Here is a 19,974-nt window from a genome sequence, read left to right as displayed (position 1 = left end):
CCCAGACCTCCGTCCACGCCAAGCGAAACCGGGCGTCAGTCCTTGAGGATTTCGCGCAGGCGGCTTTCCTCGGCCTCGCTCAGCCGAGCCACGTCGGTTTCGGGCGCGCGTGACCGGCCCCGCAGATAAACCGCGCCAATCACCAGACCGGTTCCCAGCATCAGCGGTCCGGCCAACCACAGGAGGATGTTGGACCCGCCGATCCGGGGCTTGAGCAGGACATATTCGCCGTAGCGGTCGACGATGAACTGGACCGCCTCTTCGTTGCTGTCGCCCGCCAGCAACCGCTCGCGCACCAAGAGGCGCAGGTCGCGGGCCAGTTCGGCGTTGGAATCGTCGATGCTTTCGTTGCGGCAGACCAGACAGCGCAGGCCCGAGGAAATATCCCGCGCCCGCGCCTCGAGCGCGGGATCGTCAAGAACCTCATCCGGCTGCACAGCGAAGACCGGCGCGGCGATCACGCAAAGGGCGAGGATCAGGCGTTTCATTCCGCAGGCACCGCCTTGGCCAGTTTGCGCGCGCCAGCGGCCACGCGGTAACGCCGGTCGCTGAGCGACAAGACCCCGCCAAGCGCCATCAAAAGGGAACCGCCCCAGATCCAGTTGGCCAGTGGTTTGTAATAACTGCGCACCGCCCAGCCGCCGCCGATCTGCGGATCTCCGATCACGACGTAGATGTCACGCAAGAAGGCATTGTCGAGCGCGGCCTCTGTGGTGGGCATCTGCGCCACGGGGTATTCGCGTTTCTCGGGCTTCATCTTGGCGATTTCGCGCCCGTCCTTGGACAGGGTAAAGGTCGCCAAGGTGGCAAAGTAATTGGGGCCATCCTCTTTGTGAACCTCGTCGAGTTGCAGCGTGTAGCCCGCGATGTCGAACTGCTCACCCACCTGCAAGACGCGGATGTCTTCTTGTTGCCAAGCCATCATCGCCGCAATTCCGGCCATGGTCACGCCAAGCCCGCCATGCGCCACCGCCTTGCCCCAATCGGCGCGCGGCAGGCGGGTGAGGCGTGCAAAGCGCCCCGCCCCACGCCCCGTGCGTGTCCAGATATCGACCATTGCGCCGCCAATCAGCCACGCCGCCAGAAAGAGCCCCATGGGACCGAGCGCCGAGCGCCCGGTCTGCATCGCCCAAGCCAGAGCGCCGATGGCCACGGCAAGCGCGAAGACCGGGGCCAGTTGCCGGATGATCCGACCCAAAGTGGCCCGCTTCCACGGCAGCATCGCGCCCACCGGCAACAACAGGCCAAGCGCCACCATGAAGGGGGTGAAGGCCGCGTTGAAGAACGGCTCTCCCACCGACAGTTTGCGATCAAACAGCATTTCGGCGATGAGCGGCCAGATGGTCCCGATAAAGACCACGAAACAGGCCACCGCCAGCAGGAGGTTGTTGAGCACCAGCACGGATTCGCGGCTGACAAGGCTGAACACGCCCTTGGCCTGCATCACACCGGCGCGCGCCGCAAAAAGCGTGAGCGCGCCGGCCATGAACACAGCAAGGATGGCGAGCAGAAACACGCCGCGCTCCGGGTCCGTGGCAAAGGCATGCACCGAGGTCAGAACGCCAGACCGGGTGATGAAGGCACCGACCATGGAGAACCCGAACGCGATGATCGCCAAGAGGATCGTCCAGCTTTTCAGGCTTTCGCGCTTTTCCACAACGATAGCGGAATGCAGCAGGGCGGCGGCAATCAGCCATGGCATGAAAGACGCGTTTTCCACCGGGTCCCAGAACCAGAACCCGCCCCAGCCCAATTCGTAATAGGCCCACCAAGAGCCAAGACCGATGCCGATGGTCAGGAAGATCCACGCGGCCAGCGTGTAGGGCCGCACCCACCGCCCCCATGCCGCATCAACGCGCCCTTCGATCAGGGCCGCAACGGCAAAGGAAAAGGTCATCGAGAGGCCGACATAGCCGAGATAGAGGAACGGCGGATGGAAGGCGAGACCGGGATCTTGCAGCAGCGGATTGAGATCCTGCCCGTTGAAGGGCGGAACTGCCATGCGCAGGAACGGGTTGGAGGTCAGAAGGATAAAGGCAAAGAAGGCCACGCCCACCATCGCCTGCACGCTCAGCACCCGCGCGCGCAGAGACGGCGGCAGATTGGAGCCAAACCACGCCACCGCCGCGCCGAAGAGCGTGACGATCAGGACCCACAAGAGCATCGAGCCCTCGTGATTGCCCCAGACGCCCGTGACCTTGTAGAGCATCGGTTTGTCGGTGTGGCTGTTGAGCACAACCAGACGCAGCGAGAAATCCGAGGAGACAAAGGCCCATGTCAGCGCGGCAAAGGCCATGGCTGTCAGCAAGAACTGAATCGTCGCCGCCGGTTCGGCCAGGGCCATCCAGCCCGGCCAGCGTTTATAGGCACCAATCAGCGGAACGGTGGCCTGAACACAGGCCACCAGAAAGGCAAGGATGAGGGCGAAGTGACCGAGTTCTGTAATCATGCCCTGAGTATAGGGCAGGACCAAGCCCCGGCCAATCGCAATCGGCGCGCGCGCCGGATCACATTGTCGCGGGGCTCAGCCGCGCCGCCGCCACTCCGCCAACGCGGGATTATCGGTTGGGGTCAAGGCGCTCAACGCCACCTCCGCATCGCCGCCGCTATCGGCCACACCGGGGCTGGTGGGGCCGAGTGCGCGCAGGGTCCGGATGCTCTCGGCCACCAGCGGCGCACGGGCGATGGTGCTGGCGATGGAGCGTTGAAAGTCCTGCCCTTTGGCCTGATAGCGCGCACCGAAATAGAAACTGACAATCGCCCCCAAGAGCCACCAGAGCGGCTCTGGCACCAGCGCCAGCCCTGCCATGCGCTCGCCGAACCACAGGGGATCAACCATCGCCGCCACAAAGAGGCCGATCGTGCCAAGCGCCATTGCCGGGCGCGGAATGCGGTTCAGCCCGTCGATGATCCGGTCGAACAACCCGCGGTTCTCCAGCCGGAACTCGCCTGCCATCTGCTCCAGTGCCGCGCGCTGCGTCTCGACGCTGCGCTGGTCAGCGGCCTCGGCGTTGACGCGAAACACCTCGGCGGTCTCGCGCACCACATTGGCACCGCTGCCAAAGAGCGCCCGCAGAATATCCATCACCATGCGCTGATCCTCGCGTTGAACTGGGCCTGGCTGAGATGAAAGCGTGGCGAGATGAAGTCTTCCGCGCGTGTGATCCAGCCGCCCTTGCCGCCGGCGCGGCTGCGGGCGAATTTGCGGCTGGCGGGGCGGGCGTCGGCGAGGCTGAGGTAATAATTGCGCCGCGCAATCCCATAGGCATCGGCAATATGATCCGGCGCGGCCTTGGCTGCCACCTCAGCTGCCGTCACGGTAATTGGCCCGATCAGCCCATCCACCTCGATCCCCTGGCCCATCTCCCGCAACAGCCGTTGCAGGATCTTGACCGCATTCACCCCGGCGTTGACATACATGTCGAACACGCTGGCTTGCAGGCTCTCTGGCAGGCGCGCGATGCCGGGACGGCGATAATAATGGTCGATCAAGAGCGCCACAGCCCGATCACGCGTGAGCGCCCGCACATCGGAGGCATCCACCGCCCCGTCGCCTGTGAGGTCCAGCCCCAGACGTCGCAGCGTGTGGATCGTCACGCCAAAATTCGTGGCCCCGCCCGGATCATCGGGATCGTCCACATAGCCGCCCTCTCGGGCGACGATCTCTTGCGCAATCCGCTCGACAGTTTGCATCCGCTGGCCCGCCTTTTCCCGTGAAACACGAGCCTCAGCATTGGGACCAATCGTTAACGCCGCCCTGTCAAACCGCACGCGCCCCGGCCTTGCCTGACCGGGGCTTCTTCTTGGGGAAAATACTCAAATCCGTCAGAGGCGGCCTTAGCTGCCATTCGGGTCCTTGTAGACGCCCTGCGCCTTGAGCGCATCGACCACTTCCTTGGGCATATAGGTCTCGTCATGTTTGGCGAGAATTTCGCTGGCGACAAAGGTCCCGTCGCGGTAGCTGCCGGTGCCGACCATGCCCTGATTTTCCTCAAAGAGATCGGGCAGCACGCCCTTGTAGGTCACAGGCACCACGCCGTTGCCATCGGTCACGTTAAAGCGGATGGTCTCGCTCTCGCCGCGTTTGAGACTGCCCGCTTCCACCAGCCCACCGATGCGGAACACCTCTGTGGGGCTGGGCGGTTTTGCTAGCACTTGGGTTGGCGAGCGAAAGAAATTGATCCCGTCGCGCATGCCATAACCGATCAGGCCGGTGGCCAGCACAAGCGCCACGGCGGCAATCGCGATGACCTGCACGCGGCGCTTTTTCTTGAGCGATTTCATCGGTGTCATCCTTACGGGAAGACCGGGGCCAGCATCAGCCCCGTGGTCTCGGGTTCAGATAACATCAGATTGGCGTTTTGCAACGCCTGTCCGCTGCTACCTTTTGTCAGGTTATCAAGGACTGCAATCACGATCGTGCGCCCGGCACGCCGATCCGCCACCACGCCGATATGGCAAAAGTTACTGCCGCGAATGTGGCGCGTGCTGGGTGTCTCGCCCATCGGCAGAACCACGATGAACGGCTCCTCGGCATAGGCCGCCGCCAGTGTGGCGTGAATCTGCGCGGCCTCGCCCCGGACATAGCCGGTGGCGAGAATCCCGCGATTGGCGGGGATGAGATGCGGGGTAAACTGAACTTCGACGGGGCGCCCGGCAAGGGCAGAAAACTCCTGATCGAACTCGCCCAAGTGCCGATGCGTGCCGCCGACCGAATAGGCGTGATAGCCCTCGGACAGTTCCGCATGCAGCAGATTTTCCTTGAGGCTGCGCCCCGCGCCGGACACGCCGCATTTGAGGTCGAGAATGATCTCGTCGAGATCAATCACCCCGGCAGAGATCAGCGGCCGCAAGATAAACTGCCCCGTCGCCGCGTTACAACCCGTGCCCGCCACCAGCCGTGCGCCGCGAATGTCCTCGCGGTAGAATTCCGTGAGGCCGTACACCGCCTCTTTCTGAACCTCGGGAGCAGCATGGGCATTGCCATACCATTTCTGATAGGCGCTCGGATCACGCAGCCGGAAATCTGCCGACAAATCCACGATCTTGAGGTCGCGCGGCAGCGCCGCGATCACCTCTTGGCTGGTTTTGTGCGGCAATGCGCAGAAACAGAGGTCTATGTCAGAGAAATCAATCTCGTCGATGGTGACAAGATCGGGCAAATCGAGATGCCGCAGATGCGGAAACACCTGTCCCATGCTCTGCCCCGCCTTGGAATTGGCGGCGAGTGCGGTGATCTGCATGGCCGGATGGGTGGCAATCAGCCGGACAAGCTCGGCCCCGGTGTAGCCCGAGGCGCCCAGAATGGCGATGTTATGGGTCATTGTGACCTCACTTTCAGATGGGTTGAGGATAGGTCTATTTCGGACCCGCCGCAATGCGTCAGGCCCGTGAGATACGCCCGAAACGGATGCGGTCAGGCTGCCGAGAACTTGATCTCTCGTCGCAGGAATTGCGTGGCGCGGGAGGACACCCGCTTGGGATCGCCGGTGGTCAGGAACGCGGACTCGGTGCCCGCTCCGATCTTGTTCGGGTGCCGCCCCAGATAATCGGCAAGGCTCGACGCCACCAGATTGGGCTGCGAATAGACCGCCACATCGGGGCCGAGCGCGTCCTGAAACACCTCTTGCACCAACGGATAATGCGTGCAGCCCAGCACCGCCGCCTCTGGATGCGGCATCTTGCGCTTGAGCGCGTCGACATGGCTGCGCACCAGCGCTTCGGCCAGAATCATGTCGCCCTCTTCGATGGCATCAACCACGCCGCCGCAGGCCTGCGCCTCGACATCGACCCCTATGGCGCGAAACGCCAATTCGCGTTGGAACGCCCGGCTGCGCACGGTCGCGGGTGTCGCAAAGAGCGCCACGTTCTTGACCGCCACTTCGCGGGGCGGGGAATTGTCGCCCCATTGCCGCTCGGTCAGCGCCTCGATCAGCGGCACAAAGACGCCCAGCACCCGCTTGTCACGCGGCACCCAGGATTCCTGCATCCGCCGCAGCGCCGCCGCCGAGGCGGTGTTGCAGGCCAGAATCACCAGATCACAGCCCGCTGCGAACAGGCGATCCACCGATGTCGTCGTCAGATCGTAGATATCATCGGCATCGCGCACGCCATACGGTGTATGCGCGTTGTCCCCCAGATAAACAAAGGGTACATCCGGCAAGCGTTTGCTCACCGCATCCCACACCGTCAGGCCGCCCAGCCCGCTGTCGAAAATCCCTACCGCCATGTCCCGCGTCCAGTGCCGTTATTCGAATTCAAACCCGATTTCAGAAGAGACAACCGGGCTTGGCGACAATTCATAAGTCTTGGCGCGCAGGAATGCCATGAGGGATTTCGTGTCGCCGGCATATTGCGACAGTGTGCTACGCGGGATCGGATCGCCCACCACCACGCGCACCGGTGTATCGATGCGCTTGCGGAATTCCTTGATCAAGAGGCCCATGCGCAGCGTCACATGCAGATGGCTGGCGAGTTGAAAGAGGCGGCTGGTGTGTCCATCGAAATAGACCGGCACCACGGCGGCTTGGCTCTTGGCGATCATCTTGGCGGTAAAGCCGCGCCAACCGGGGTCCATCGGGTGCGAAAACGGCTTGGCCGCCGTGCTGACGGTGCCGCCCGGAAAGATGCCGATAGCCCCGCCCTGCCCCAGATAGTCGAGGGCTGTCTTGCGGGTGGCCAGATTGAGGGCGACCGCCTCCTTGGTCTCGTCGAAACTGATCGGCAGGATGACCTTGTTCAGATCCTCGGCCTTGCGAAAAATCTGATGCGCCAGAATGCGGAAATCGCCGCGGGTCTGGCTTAGGATATGGCCCATCATCAACCCGTCGAGAATGCCGTAGGGATGATTGGCGATCAGCACCAAGGGCCCCTCTTTCGGAATGTTCGAGAGGCTGCCGCCCACCACATCAAGCGTGAGGCCATAGCGCTCGACGATCACGTCCCAGAAATCACGCCCGCCCGCCACTTCGCTCTCATAGCCAGCCGCGCGCTTGATCAACGCGATTCGCCCGGTGAGGTTTTCCATCGTGCGGATCATCGCGCGCCCGCTCTTGGTCTGAGCCGAATAGGCGTAGGAAATGTCACGGGCAATCTGGCGATCTGGGCGCATGGGCGATCCTCGGCTGAGTCGCGTCTCGTTAAGATTATGCGACAGATGTGACCAGATCCCATGACAGTTTCGTGACGCCTATTCCGCCGCCTGTGCCATTTCCGCCCCGCCCGACCGGATCACCGCCAAGAGCTCTGTGCGCCGGGTTGCGGCCTTGGCGGCGTTGGCCTCCTTGACCGGACCAAAGCCCCGGATCGACAGCGGCAAGAGCGCCAGTGCGATGATCGCATCGCGGGTGCGGGCGGTGAGCAGCGGCAGAACCTCGGCCATATCGCCCTCATATTGCGTGATCAGCGCCCGTTCCAATTTACGCTCGGCGGTGCGGCCAAAGGGATCAAGCGGCGTGCCGCGCAGGATTTTGAGTTTTGCCAGCAGACCGAACGCCCGCAGGATGCCGGAGCCGAATTCGCGCTTCTTGGGCCGACCGTCGCTGCCCATCCTCGACAGCATCGGCGGGGCGAGATGGAATTTCAGCGTGAAATCCCCCCCGAACTCGGCCCGCGCCTTGTCCGCCGTCTCCAGATGCAGGCGCGCGACCTCGTATTCGTCCTTGTAGCTGAGCAGTTTGTGATAGCCCTGCGCCACCGCGTCCTTGACGCCCGCATCGGTGATCCCGTCCAGCAGGCGCAGATACCGCCGCGCCAGCCGCTTGCCCTGATAGGCGGTCAGATGCGTTTCGCGGTAAGCAATGCGTTCAGCCAGCGTTTTCGGCTTGGCAAGCACCGTGGGGGTCAACAGTTTCCCGACCTCCGCCGGATAGAGCGCCGTCCAACGCCCCACCTCAAACGCCCGCAGATTGGCATCGACCGCCGCCCCATTGAGACGAATGGCCTCGGTGATGGCGTCATGGCTGAGGGGCAACAGCCCGCGCTGCCAAGCCGCGCCAAAGATCATCATGTTGGAATAGATCGAATCGCCCATCACGGTTTTGGCCAGATCCGAGGCATCGAACATCTGCACCGCATCGCGCAACCGCGCCTCAAGTGCGAGTTGCAGGCGGTCGGCAGGCAGGGTGAATTCGGTGTTGCGGGTGAAATCGCCGGTGATGATCTCGTGGCTGTTGACCACCGCGCCGGTGCGACCCGGACGTGTCAGACCCAGCGTCTTGGCCCCTGCACTGACCACCAGATCGCCCCCGATGAGCGCATCACATTCCCCAGTCGCCACGCGAATGGCGCTGATATCGCCGGGGGTCTCGGCCAGACGACAATGGATATGCACCGCGCCGCCCTTTTGTGCGAGACCGGCCATTTCCATCATGCCCGCCCCCTTGCCATCAATCTGCGCCGCCTGCGCCATCACCGCGCCGATGGTCACAACCCCGGTGCCACCGACCCCGGTGATCACCACGTTATAGGTGCCGTCAATCGCGGGCAGCCCTGGGGTTGGCATCTCGGGCAGGGTCAGATCGGCGGTGCTGTCCTTGCGGATCTTCGCGCCTTCGAGCGTCACAAAAGAAGGACAAAATCCCTTGAGGCAGGAAAAATCCTTGTTGCAGCTCGATTGATCAATCGCCCGCTTGCGGCCCAGTTCGGTTTCCACCGGCACGATCGAGACGCAATTTGACTGCACCCCGCAATCGCCGCAGCCCTCGCAGACGTCGGTATTGATGAACACGCGGCGGTCGGGATCGGGGAACTTGCCCCGCTTGCGGCGGCGGCGCTTTTCGGCGGCGCAGGTCTGGATATAGAGGATGACACTCACCCCCTCGACCTCGGCCAGCCGTTCCTGCACGCTCATCAGATCGGATCGTTCTGAAAATTCAATACCTTGTGGGAAGGATTTAAAGTCCACGTCCTCTTTCTCGTCATAGACGACCGCCAGATGTTGCACCCCCATGGCGCGCAATTCGGCGGCGATGCGCGGTGCGTTCAGCCCGCCCTCGTTTGCCTGCCCGCCGGTCATTGCCACGGCGTCATTGTAGAGGATTTTATAGGTGATCGTCGTGCCTGCGGCCAAGGCTGCGCGGATGGCCTGCACGCCGGAATGGTTATAGGTGCCGTCGCCAAGGTTCTGGAACACATGTTTGCGCGTCGAAAACGGCGCCTCGCCGATCCAATTTGCCCCCTCGCCGCCCATATGGGTGAAGCCGGTCGTCTCGCGGTCCATCCACTGCACCATGTAGTGACAGCCGATCCCGGCATAGGCACGCGCGCCCTCGGGCAGCTTTGTCGAGGTGTTATGTGGGCAGCCCGAACAGAAATAGGGCAGACGGGTCGCAATCTCGGCGGCGTTGTCATTGCGCCGCGCCTCTGACAGCGCCTCGAGCCCCGCCTTGATCCGGTCGGTGCCGCGCCCCTCTTCGATCAGGATGCCGCCCAGCTTTTCCGCGATCCAAATCGGATCAAGCGCGCCGCGCGTCGGGAAGAGTTCCTCGCGGTGCATGCCCCCGGCACCGCCCTTGTACCAGCCATAGACGCGCCGCCCGCGCCGGTCGTCAAAGATCGCCTCCTTGATCTGCACCTCGATGAGCTTGCGCTTTTCCTCGACCACCACGATCAGATCAAGGTCTTCGGCCCAGTCGTGAAACCCTTGCATGTCGAGCGGGAACACCTGCCCGACCTTGTAGGTGGTGATGCCAAGGCGCTCTGCCTCATTGGCATCAACCCCCAATAAGTCCAAGGCATGCACCAGATCGAGCCAGTTCTTGCCCGCCGCAACAAAGCCGATCTTGGCCCCCGGCTTGCCCAGCATACGCTTGTCCATTCCATTGGCACGGGAAAACGCCTCGGCGGCAAAGCGTTTGAAGTCGATCATCCGCGTCTCTTGCGCATGCGGCGTGTCGATCAGGCGAATGTTCAGCCCGCCTTCTGGCATCGGGAAATCGGGCGTCACAAGCTGCACGCGGTCCGGGCGGCCATCGACCACCGAGGTTGCCTCGACCGTATCCTTCATCGTCTTGAGACCCACCCAGACCCCGGCAAAGCGGCTGAGCGCATAGCCGTAGATGCCGTAATCGAGGATTTCCTGCACGCCCGCCGGGCTGACCACCGGCATATAGGCATCGACCAGCGCCCATTCGCTCTGATGCAGCACGGTCGAGGATTCGCCCGTGTGATCATCGCCCATCGCCATGAGCACGCCGCCATGTTTCGACGTGCCCGCCATATTGGCGTGCCGCATCACATCGCCCGAGCGGTCCACCCCCGGCCCCTTGCCATACCAAAGGCCGAACACGCCGTCATACTTGCCCTCGCCCCGGAGTTCCGCCTGTTGCGCGCCCCAGAGGGCGGTGGCTGCCAGATCCTCGTTCAGCCCTTCCTCGAAGCGCACCTGCGCCTCTGTCAGGACCTTTCCGGCGCGCCGCATCTGGAGATCGACGGCCCCCAAAGGCGAACCGCGATAGCCCGTTACAAAGCCCGCCGTGTTCAGCCCTGCGGCGCGGTCACGGGCTGCTTGGGTCACCATCAAACGTACAAGCGCCTGCGTGCCATTGAGCAGAACGGGTGATTTCTCCAGATCGAAGCGGTCGTTCAGCGTTACCTTTTGCGTGGTCATAGCGTGCCTCCCTTGGTTGAGGGCCATGCCTCAATATAGAGCAATATTAGGTCATAATTCATGACCTACCAAGTGGAATTTTACGAAAATGTCGCACCTCCCCTATAGTTGACCGAGGATTATCTGCTATTGCGTCATAGGCGTTGGTTTCCTCAGAAAGTTAAATTTATGGATTGGGACAAGCTCAGAATATTTCATGCGGTGGCGGATGCCGGGAGTCTCACCCATGCCGGAGAGCAGTTGCATCTGTCGCAATCGGCGGTAAGTCGCCAAATCCGCGCGTTGGAAGAATCGCTGAATGCCACCCTGTTTCACCGCCACGCACGCGGGCTGATTCTCACCGAACAGGGGGAATTGCTGTTCGATGCCACCCGCGCGATGATGAAACGGCTCGATGCCGCGACCGCCCGCATTCGTGACAGCGAGGAGGAGGTGTTTGGTGATTTGCGCGTGACCACGACCACCGGGTTCGGCACGCTCTGGCTGGCACCGCGCCTGCCCAAGCTCTATGAAAAATACCCGGATCTCAAGATCGACCTCATGCTTGAAGAGCGCGTGCTCGACCTGCCGATGCGCGAGGCCGATGTGGCGATCCGCATGAAAGAGCCGTCACAGGCCGATCTTATCCGCAAGCGGCTCATGAGTGTGCATATGTGCCTCTATGCGACGCAGTCCTATCTGGAAGTGCACGGCGAGCCAACATCGCTGGATGATATGAACGCGCATCGCCTGATCTGTCAGAACCCGCGTTCGGCGCAGGTCGGGGCCGGTGCGATGCTGGTGAACGAGTTGATGACCAATGACATCTCCTCGCTCTTGACCGTCAACAACTACTTTGGCGTTCTCCAGGGCGTTCTGCACAATCTCGGCATCGGCGTCCTACCAGATTACCTGACGCGTGATTTCCCGCAATTGGTGCGCGTTCTGCCCGAGGTGCAATCGGTCGAAGTACCGGTGTTTCTTGCCTATCCGGAAGAGTTGCGCCACTCCAAGCGGATCGCCGCCTTTCGGGATTTCGTGCAGGACGAGATTATATCCTATCGCAAAACGCTGAAAGAACAGGCGGTTAGCTGAGGTTCCGGGCTAAACGGGTTTCAGCCATGCATCTCTTGCATAGCGGACATGCTGCATGTGCGGCATTTTTTTCCTTGAATGGACGGAGAGGCACCCTTAATTGCCAATCGTGACGGTGATAGCCGCAAGGCAGTCACCCTCATACCTCCCTGTTGGACTTCGGCCGAGCTTAGTGCTCGGCCTTTTTTTTCGTGGTGCCAGAATTTGAGGCAGGCCGCTCAGATCACCGGCAGGGCGGATGGGGCAAACCGGGACAGGCGCTGTGCCCGACCTTCGCGGATCACGATGTTTTCCTCATGCACCATGATCGACCCCGGTGCGAGTTCCACCCCCGGTTCCAGCGTGATCACCATACCGGGCTTGAGGAGGGTATGATCCTTGGCCGTCAGGGACAGACCTTCGGTTAGTTGCATGCCCAGACCGTGCCCCAGACGGCCCGAGGTTTCATCGCCGCCGGTGATCCGCGCCATCGCCCGCCAGACATCAGAGGCGGTAGCACCGGCGCGCGCCGCCTCTTCTCCGGCCTCGGTGGCCTCGATCAACCGCGCATGCGCTGCGCTTTGCTCTGCCGTGGCATGGCCAATCGCGAAATTCCGGTCATAGTCGCAGAAATACCCGTCCCAGACCGCGCCGGTGTCGAGCATGAGCACATAGCCCGCTGCCAGCGGCGTGTCGCCGGCGGGCGAGATCACATCCCCATAGCCCAATGGCCCGGCGCCTCCGGCCAGATACGGCACCCAATCAGCGCCCTTTTCGAGCAAAAGCCGCTGGAAATCGCGAAACACCGCGCAGAGCGGCACGCCGGGCTCTGCAATCTCGGCCACCCGGTCAAAGGCGCGCCCGGCGATATCGCAGATATGCGCGATCTTGACGATTTCGGCCTCGGATTTGACGGCGCGCAGCCCCGCCATGATCCCGGCATCATCGCGAAACGCCAGAGCACTCGCACGTTTCACCCGCTCGAAATCCGCCAAGGGCATGCGCACATGGCTCTCGGGGCCCGAGGGCACACCCACGGGGCCGCCAATCTCGCGCAGCGTCTCGGCCAGCAGCGACACGCCATCATCCTCGGGGTCCGGGGCCGCCCAAGTGCGAATATCGCGCAGCCCTGTCCGCGCCATCAGCGGCGCTCCAATCGTGGGGATCACCGCCACCGGATCACCCGAAGCAGGCAGGATCAAAAACCACGGACGGCTTGGGCTTTCCCAGAACCGCGTGAGATATCCGGTGAAATAGCGGATTTCCGGCTCTGTCGTCAGCAAGAGCGCGCCAAGCCCTGCCTCGGCCATGCCGAATTGCGCCGCGCGCAGCCGCGCCCGGAACTCTGCCTGCGAAAACCCGCGCCTCATGCCTCTGGTCCTTCGCTCAGGATGCAGAGCACCCGAGCGTCCGCGCCGAGCGCGAGTCCCGGCAGCGCCGCCAAACCCGCCGCGCCCGACGGCGTCGTGGCCAATCCCTGTGCTGCCAATCCAGCCAGCACCGCCTCGGCCTCTTGATCCGTGATCGTCACGAACGCATCCGCGTCCCGCGCCAATCCCTTGAGCGCAATCAGCGACGGCACCTTGCAATCGAGCCGCCCCATGGTGGAGGCAGGTCCAGTTGTCTCCAGTGGACGGCCTGCGCGAATGCTCTCGTAAAGGGCTGGCGCGCGGTCAGGCTCGACCACAATGATCCGGGGCGCATCGCCCCAGACCTGCCGGAACCATGCCGCACAGGCCCCGGCCAGCCCGCCAACGCCCGCCTGTAGCAGAATATGCGTTGGTGCCTCGGGTATTTGGCGCGCGGCCTCTTCGGCCATGGCCAGATAGCCCTCCATCAACCGGTGCGGCAGATCGAAATATCCCGGCCAGGAACTGTCTGACAATAGGGTCCAGTCGTTCTCCATCGCCGCGCGCCCCGCCGCGACCATGCTGGCCTCGTAATCTTGCCCTTCTCGCACCACGTCGGCCCCTTTGGCCCGCAGCCGCGCGGCAAAACTCTCGGGCACGGTCTCGGCCAGATAGATCACCGCCCGCGCGCCAAAGAGCCGCGCCCCCGCCGCGACAGACATGCCGTGATTGCCCGCACTCGCCGTCACATAGCTGCGCCCCACAAGCGCGCGGCTCATATCTTCGGGCCCGGTCTCTGCCGCTTCATGGGCGATCACATAGGCCGCGCCCAGCGCCTTGAAACTGCCCAGCCCCATGCGCCCGCGTTCGTCCTTGGCCCAGATTTTTGGCCCAAACCCCATGACCGGCACCAGCGGGGTCTCTGTCGCCGCCGGACAGCGCCCCAAGAGCGCGCGCACCGCGTCCACATCGACGCTCGGCCATGGCGCGCCGGTCAGCACGGCCTCGGGCAAGCCCTCACCACGCCACGGATTGTCGATTTCTTGCATCTCGCCCCCTGTCCCTCACGAAAATGGCGGGTCTTGAGACCCGCCATTTCAAACCTCACCGCAGTGTAACAGCGCTCAGCTTGCCGCCGCAACCGCGCGGCGGGTCATCACCCCCACCAGATGCGCGCGGTAGGCCCCCGAGCCATGCATGTCCGAGATCATGCTATCGCCCGAGAGCGTCAGCCCTTCGAGAGCCTCCGGCGCGAAGTTGGCCGTGAGCACCGCCTCAGCCTCGGCCCAGCGGAACACCCCGTCTTCCGAGGCACCGGTCACCGCCACGCGCACGCCGTCCGCATATTTCGCGACAAACACGCCGACGAGGGCAAAGCGTGAGGCGGGTTGCTCGAACTTCTGGTAGTTGGCCTTTTCCGGCACCGGAAACCGCACTTCGGTGATGATCTCTCCATCTTCAAGCGCGGTGGTGAACATGCCCTGAAAATAGTCATCCGCCGCGATGCTGCGATTTGACGTGATCACCGTCGCCCCCGATCCCAGCACCGCCGCCGGGTAGCAGGCCGAGGGGTCGTTATTGGCGAGGCTACCGCCGATGGTGCCACGGTTGCGCACCGCCGGATCACCGATATGACCCGCCAGCGCAGCAAGCGCCGGATAGGCCCCGGCCCCTGCGGACACAGCGGCATGGGTGGTTCCCCCACCGATGCAGAGCGCGCCGTCGTCGGCGCTGCAAATCCCCTGCATCTCCTTGATCGCCGAGAGGCACACCAGCTTGGCGGGTGCCGCCAGCCGTTGCTTGAGCGTCGGGATCAGGGTCTGCCCCCCGCCCAGCGCCTGCGCCTCCTCAGACCCGAGGGCCGCGATGGCATCCGCGATGGTGGCGGGACGTTCGATATCGAATGCATACATGATCGTTCTCCTTACCCTTGCATCGCTTGCCAGACGCGCGATGGCGACAGCGGCATATCAATATGGGTGACGTTCCGGCCCGAGCGTTGCAGCGCATCAATCACCGCGTTGACCACCGCAGGCGGGCTGCCGATCGCCCCCGCCTCGCCACAGCCCTTGACGCCCAAGGGGTTGTGCGTGCAGGGCGTCTGACAGGAATGATCGACCTGATAGAACGGGACATCATCGGCACGCGGCATGGCATAATCCATGTAAGACCCGGTCTGAAGCTGACCGTTCTCATCATAGACGCAAGCCTCGAGCAGCGCCTGCCCAATCCCCTGCCCGATACCGCCATGCACCTGCCCCGACACGATCATCGGGTTGATGATATTGCCGAAGTCATCCGCAGCGGAGAATCGCTCGATTGTGACCTTGCCGGTTTCGGGATCGACCTCGACTTCGCAGGCATAGGCCCCGGAGGGATAGGTGAAATTCGACGGATCGTAAAACGCCGTCTCTTCCAGCCCCGGCTCGATATCCGCCAGCGGATAGTTGTGCGGCACATAGGCGGCGAGGGTCACATCGCCCCAGGCCACGGATTTATCCGTGCCCGCAACGCTGAACTTGCCATCCTTGAGTTCGATATCGGCATCCGATGCCTCCATCAGATGCGCCGCGATCTTCTTGGCCTTGTTGATGATCTTTTCGGTCGCCCGCACCATAGCCGAGCCCCCGACAGCGATAGACCGGGAGCCATAGGTGCCCATGCCCATCGGCGTGTTGGCGGTGTCACCATGCACGATCTCGATCATATTGGCGTCAATGCCGATCATCTCGGCCACAACCTGCGCGAATGAGGTCTCATGCCCCTGCCCGTGGCTGTGTGAGCCGGTCATCACCACCAGACCACCCGTTGCATTGACCCGCACGGTGGCACTCTCATATAGGCCCGCGCGCGCGCCTAATTGCCCGACAAGGTTCGAGGGCGCGATGCCGCAGGCTTCGATATAGCAATTGATGCCCAGACCGCGCAGCTTGCCCTTGGCTTCGCTCGCCGTGCGTCGCGCCTCAAAGCCCTTGAAATCAGCGATCTCTTCGAGCTTGTCCATGGTTGCGTGATAATCGCCTGTGTCATATTCCACCGCCACGGGCGTGGCATAGGGGAATTCCGTAATAAAGTTCTGGCGGCGCAGCGCGATCGGATCGACCCCCAATTCCCGCGCCGCCTTGTCGATGACCCGCTCCAATTGATAGGTCGCCTCGGGGCGGCCCGCGCCGCGATAGGCATCAACCGGCACGGTGTTGGTAAACACCGCCTTGACGTTCACATAGATCAGCGGTGTGCGGTAATTGCCCGCCATCAGCGTGCCATGCAGCCAAGTCGGCACCGACGGCGCAAAGGTGCTCAGATACGCCCCCATATTCGCATGGGTATCGGTGCGGATGGCGGTAAAGTTGTTGTCCGCATCCAGCGCCAATTCGATCTTGGTCACATGGTCGCGCCCATGCGCATCGGTCATGAAGGCCTCAGAGCGCGAACAGGTCCATTTCACCGGGCGATTGAGTGCCTTGGCGGCAAAGGTGCAGAACGCCTCTTCCGCGTAGTGAAAGATCTTGGAGCCGAAACCACCGCCCACATCGGGGGCCACCACGCGCAATTTGTGCTCCGGGATGCCCAGCACGAAGGCGCCCATCAAGAGGCGGATCACATGCGGGTTCTGCGAGGTGGTGTAGAGGGTATGATCGCCTGTCGAGCGGTTGAAATCGCCGACCGCCACGCGCGGTTCCATCGGATTGGCAATCAGGCGGTTGTTGATCAACTCGAGCGAGGTGACATGCGCGGCCGTCTCAAAGGCCTCGTTCACCGCCGCCTTGTTCTCTTCGACAAAGCCCCAGTCATAACACAGGTTGCTCTTGAGGTCGTCGTGCACCTTGGGCGCGCCGTCCTCGAGCGCCTTCTTCATGTCCACGACAGCAGGCAATTCCTCGATGTCGAGGACAATCGCCTCAGCGGCGTCGCGCGCCTGCGCATAGGTCTCGGCCACCACTGCGGCAATCGGATCGCCGACATGGCGCACCTTGCCACGCGCCAGAACCGGATGGCCCGGCTCCTGCATCACCTCGCCGAAGCGGTCCGTCACCTGCCAGCCGCAGGGCAACCCGCCGATGCCTTCGAAATCCGCACCGGTAAAGATGCGGATCACGCCGGGCATCCCCTCGGCGGCGCTCGTGTCGACCTTGTTCAGCCGCCCATGCGCCACATCCGAGCGCAGGAAATGCACATAGGCCTGCCCGCGCAGGTTGATGTCATCGGTGTAATGGCCATTCCCGGTCAGAAACCGGATATCCTCGCGGCGCGGGGTCGCGGCCCCAATGCCTCCGTCTTTCGGCATGTCATTCTCCTCCCTGATCGAACGGGGTCACCCCCATGATCACCCGCAGCGCTTTCTTCTTGCCCGAAATATCCCGGGGGGCGCCGCAGGCGCGGGGGCAGCGCCCCCAAATGCACCTTATTCCGCGGCGATACGGCTCACGTCCTGACCGCTCGCCGCCAAGATCGCCTTGACGATGTTGTGATAGCCGGTGCAGCGGCAGATATTCCCCTCTAGGTAATCGCGCACCTCGGTCTCTGTCGGCGTCGGGTTCTCAGCCAAGAGGGCCGCCGCCGACATCACCATGCCCGGCGTGCAAAAGCCGCATTGCAACCCATGGTGATCCTGAAACGCCTGCTGAATCGGATGCAGCGTGCCGTCAGGTTCGGCCATGGCCTCGATGGTTGTGATCTCGGCGCCTTCCGCCTCGGCGGCGAACATGGTGCAGGATTTCACTGCCTTGCCATCCACATGCACCACGCAGGCGCCACACTGGCTGGTGTCGCAGCCCACATGCGTGCCCGTCAGGCCAAGCGTCTCTCTCAGAAATTCGACAAGAAGCGTGCGGCCCTCGATCTGGCCCGACGCTGGCTTGCCATTCACGGTCATTTTGACCTCAGGCATTGGCTCCTCCCGGTTTGATGTGTTCGTCTCCCTCTGAGACCTTAGTAGGAAAGGCCTCGCTGTCCAGTGCGACTAAAGCATGCCTCCCGCGACTTGAGAACCCGATTTCTTTGGCCTCAGCTGCGCCCGGCCCGGCGCGGCTGTGGTCGGGTGGGAATTTCCTTGAGCAGGCCACCCACGCCCATCGCCGCAATCTCTGCCGCCCCGCAGGGCAGACCGCAGGCGACCCGCGCCAGAACCCAGTCGGCCCCATGTAGAACCGGGCTACGCGCTGATCCGGGCAGGCCAATGACAGGCCGCGCGCCCAAGCGGCCCAGAAAGAGCAGATTGCCCGGATCCACCGGCATGCCAAACCGCTCGACCTGTCCGCCCGCCGCGCGTAGCGCCTGAGGGGCGGTATCAAACGGGTCCGACGTGGCCGAAGCGGTGAGAATCAGCACAATCTCACCCTTGGCGCTGGTGATCGCCGCCGCCAGCGCCGCCTCGTCATGCGCACAGAGCACCGTTTCCACCATCTCCATGCCCAGCCCGGTGACACGCGCCGCAATCGCATCGCGCCCCTTGTCTCCCGGCCCGCCGGGGACATCGGTGATGATCAGGCTCGCCGTGCGGTACTGTGCCACCGCCAGCCGCACCGCGCCCTGCGCCGCCTCTGCCGCGCGCTCCAGCGCCGCGCGAGGCACGCCGTAGGCGATGATCTTGACCGTCGCGATCATGCCGCCTGCGTGGATCTGATGATGCTGCGCCACGGTGGCCACTGTGATCATCGGATCGACCGCATTGGCCGCATGGATGGCCGCGACATCAAGACAGACCACACCGGGCCGCTCGGCACTCAGGTTGACGCGACCGGTGAAGGGCGTGCTCAGGGCAAGGTCGGGGGTCGTTGCGCGCAGGGCCGTCGCCAGGGCCTCTGCCGCTGCGTTCTCGTGGACATCCTGCGCATCGAGAACGGCCACCGTAACCGCAGCATAGCCCGCTGCGCGCAAGGCCGCGATCTGCGTAGCATCGAGCACGACACCCTTGCGCAACCGCCCCCCGGCCACCTGTTCGGAATGCGCCAGAATGCCGCCCTCGGCCTGATCCAGCGGCACGGGGCCGAATTTCATGCGCCTTTCCTTAGCACGCGGGTCATCTCGGCCAGGATGCTCACCGCGATCTCAGACGGGCCAGCCGCGCCGATATCGAGACCGATGGGGCCATGTATGCGAGAGATGTCAGCCTCTGAGAACCCGACCTCCTGCAACCGCGCCACCCGCTTGGCATGGGTGCGGATCGATCCCAGCGCGCCGATGTAAAACACCTCCGAGCGCAGCGCCTCGATCAGTGCCGGATCATCCAGCTTGGGGTCATGGGTCAGCAAAACCAATGCGGTGCGGGCATCCAGACCAAAGGCACGCACGCCCTCATCCGGCCAGTCGTGCAGCACAATCTCGCCCGGAAACCGCGCCTCTGACGCAAAGCTCTCACGCGGATCAATCAGCAGCGGATCATAGCCCGCAATCCGCGCCATCGGCACGAGGGCCTGCGCAATATGCACCGCCCCCACGATGATCAGGCGCAGCGGCGGGTTGTGAATGGCCACGAATGTCTCGCCATCCTCCTCAAAGCCAGAGCGGTCCATGCGGAACCGCGCGCCGTGCCCCTCGCGCTCCAATCGCTGTCCGTCCCGCCCGGTGACATAGGCCACGGGAATACGGGCATCCCGTGCCAAAACCAGATCCGCCAGCAGATCCTCGGGCATCACCGATCCGATTGGTTCCACCAACACGCGGATCGTGCCGCCACAGGCGAGCCCCACGGCAAAAGCATCGCCATCCGACACGCCGTAGTGCAGCTCCACCGGCTTGCCCGCCTCTATTGCGTCAAGCGCCTCGGCCACCACAGCGCCCTCGACGCAACCACCCGATACCGACCCGGCAATCTCACCCTCTCCGGAAATCGCCAGTTGGCTCCCCACCCGGCGCGGCGCACTGCCCCAGGTTTCGACCACCGTGGCCAAGGCCGCCCCCTTGCCCGCCCGATACCACGCCAGCGCGGTTTCCGGGATGTTGTCAAAGCGATCCATTTTG

General features: G+C 63.3%; 17 protein-coding genes. 1 reads left to right on the top strand and 16 read right to left on the bottom strand.

Annotated features, from left to right (window positions below; genetic code table 11):
- Positions 1-35: 35 nt before the first annotated feature.
- From VR71_RS09190 to VR71_RS09150, 9 genes are all read right to left on the bottom strand, one after another.
- On the bottom strand, positions 36-488 hold the full coding sequence (locus VR71_RS09190) for a cytochrome c-type biogenesis protein (protein WP_009819094.1): 453 nt from the start codon (positions 486-488) through the stop codon (positions 36-38).
- Positions 485-2,449 (bottom strand): heme lyase CcmF/NrfE family subunit, encoded by a 1,965-nt coding sequence (locus VR71_RS09185; protein ID WP_045683182.1) that lies wholly within the window; start codon positions 2,447-2,449, stop codon positions 485-487. The genes VR71_RS09190 and VR71_RS09185 overlap by 4 nt, the downstream gene beginning before the upstream one ends.
- A gap of 75 nt (positions 2,450-2,524) precedes the next feature.
- Entirely contained in the window at positions 2,525-3,091 is a 567-nt protein-coding gene (locus VR71_RS09180) for a holin family protein (protein ID WP_045683180.1), read from the bottom strand.
- Positions 3,085-3,693 carry a holin-associated N-acetylmuramidase gene (locus VR71_RS09175; protein ID WP_045683177.1) on the bottom strand — a complete coding sequence of 203 codons (609 nt, stop codon included), beginning with the start codon at positions 3,691-3,693 and terminating at the stop codon, positions 3,085-3,087. Before VR71_RS09175 ends, VR71_RS09180 begins: the two co-directional genes overlap by 7 nt.
- A 144-nt stretch (positions 3,694-3,837) precedes the next feature.
- Positions 3,838-4,284, bottom strand: a complete 447-nt coding sequence (ccmE, locus tag VR71_RS09170; protein WP_045683175.1) for a cytochrome c maturation protein CcmE — start codon at positions 4,282-4,284, stop codon at positions 3,838-3,840.
- Positions 4,285-4,295: 11 nt separating this feature from the next.
- Entirely contained in the window at positions 4,296-5,324 is a 1,029-nt protein-coding gene (argC, locus tag VR71_RS09165; protein ID WP_045683173.1) for an N-acetyl-gamma-glutamyl-phosphate reductase, read from the bottom strand.
- A 92-nt stretch (positions 5,325-5,416) separates the two neighbouring features.
- Complete coding sequence (locus VR71_RS09160; RefSeq protein ID WP_009819101.1) at positions 5,417-6,229, bottom strand: glutamate racemase; 813 nt, start codon at positions 6,227-6,229, stop codon at positions 5,417-5,419.
- 18 nt (positions 6,230-6,247) lie between these two features.
- Positions 6,248-7,111 (bottom strand): lysophospholipid acyltransferase family protein, encoded by an 864-nt coding sequence (locus VR71_RS09155; RefSeq protein ID WP_045683171.1) that lies wholly within the window; start codon positions 7,109-7,111, stop codon positions 6,248-6,250.
- Between the two features lie 78 nt (positions 7,112-7,189).
- Entirely contained in the window at positions 7,190-10,609 is a 3,420-nt protein-coding gene (locus VR71_RS09150) for an indolepyruvate ferredoxin oxidoreductase family protein (RefSeq protein WP_045683168.1), read from the bottom strand.
- 168 nt (positions 10,610-10,777) lie between these two features.
- Between VR71_RS09150 and VR71_RS09145 the strand changes: the two genes are divergently transcribed.
- The gene (locus tag VR71_RS09145) at positions 10,778-11,683 is read left to right on the top strand and encodes a LysR family transcriptional regulator (RefSeq protein ID WP_009819104.1); all 906 of its coding nucleotides are present in this window, start codon (positions 10,778-10,780) and stop codon (positions 11,681-11,683) included.
- Between the two features lie 218 nt (positions 11,684-11,901).
- On the opposite strand, the gene VR71_RS09140 is transcribed toward VR71_RS09145, so the two are convergent.
- From VR71_RS09140 to VR71_RS09110, 7 genes are all read right to left on the bottom strand, one after another.
- On the bottom strand, positions 11,902-13,032 hold the full coding sequence (locus tag VR71_RS09140; protein ID WP_045683166.1) for a Xaa-Pro peptidase family protein: 1,131 nt from the start codon (positions 13,030-13,032) through the stop codon (positions 11,902-11,904).
- Positions 13,029-14,060 carry a pyridoxal-phosphate dependent enzyme gene (locus VR71_RS09135; RefSeq protein ID WP_045683164.1) on the bottom strand — a complete coding sequence of 344 codons (1,032 nt, stop codon included), beginning with the start codon at positions 14,058-14,060 and terminating at the stop codon, positions 13,029-13,031. Before VR71_RS09135 ends, VR71_RS09140 begins: the two co-directional genes overlap by 4 nt.
- Before the next feature lie 75 nt (positions 14,061-14,135).
- On the bottom strand, positions 14,136-14,924 hold the full coding sequence (locus tag VR71_RS09130; protein WP_045683162.1) for a xanthine dehydrogenase family protein subunit M: 789 nt from the start codon (positions 14,922-14,924) through the stop codon (positions 14,136-14,138).
- A gap of 11 nt (positions 14,925-14,935) precedes the next feature.
- Complete coding sequence (locus tag VR71_RS09125) at positions 14,936-17,299, bottom strand: xanthine dehydrogenase family protein molybdopterin-binding subunit (protein WP_045683159.1); 2,364 nt, start codon at positions 17,297-17,299, stop codon at positions 14,936-14,938.
- A 117-nt stretch (positions 17,300-17,416) separates the two neighbouring features.
- Entirely contained in the window at positions 17,417-17,902 is a 486-nt protein-coding gene (locus VR71_RS09120) for a (2Fe-2S)-binding protein (protein WP_045683156.1), read from the bottom strand.
- 116 nt (positions 17,903-18,018) lie between these two features.
- A complete protein-coding gene (locus VR71_RS09115; RefSeq protein ID WP_045683154.1) occupies positions 18,019-19,011 on the bottom strand; it encodes a molybdopterin-binding protein in 993 nt (330 codons plus the stop codon).
- Positions 19,008-19,970 carry an XdhC family protein gene (locus tag VR71_RS09110; RefSeq protein WP_296430123.1) on the bottom strand — a complete coding sequence of 321 codons (963 nt, stop codon included), beginning with the start codon at positions 19,968-19,970 and terminating at the stop codon, positions 19,008-19,010. The genes VR71_RS09115 and VR71_RS09110 overlap by 4 nt, the downstream gene beginning before the upstream one ends.
- Positions 19,971-19,974 lie beyond the last annotated feature (4 nt).

Source organism: Roseovarius sp. BRH_c41 (assembly GCF_000961715.1).
In the GTDB taxonomy this organism is placed as follows: domain Bacteria; phylum Pseudomonadota; class Alphaproteobacteria; order Rhodobacterales; family Rhodobacteraceae; genus Roseovarius.
The sequence above is the reverse complement of the archived record's forward strand: the minus strand, read 5'-3'. Positions and strand labels throughout refer to the sequence as shown.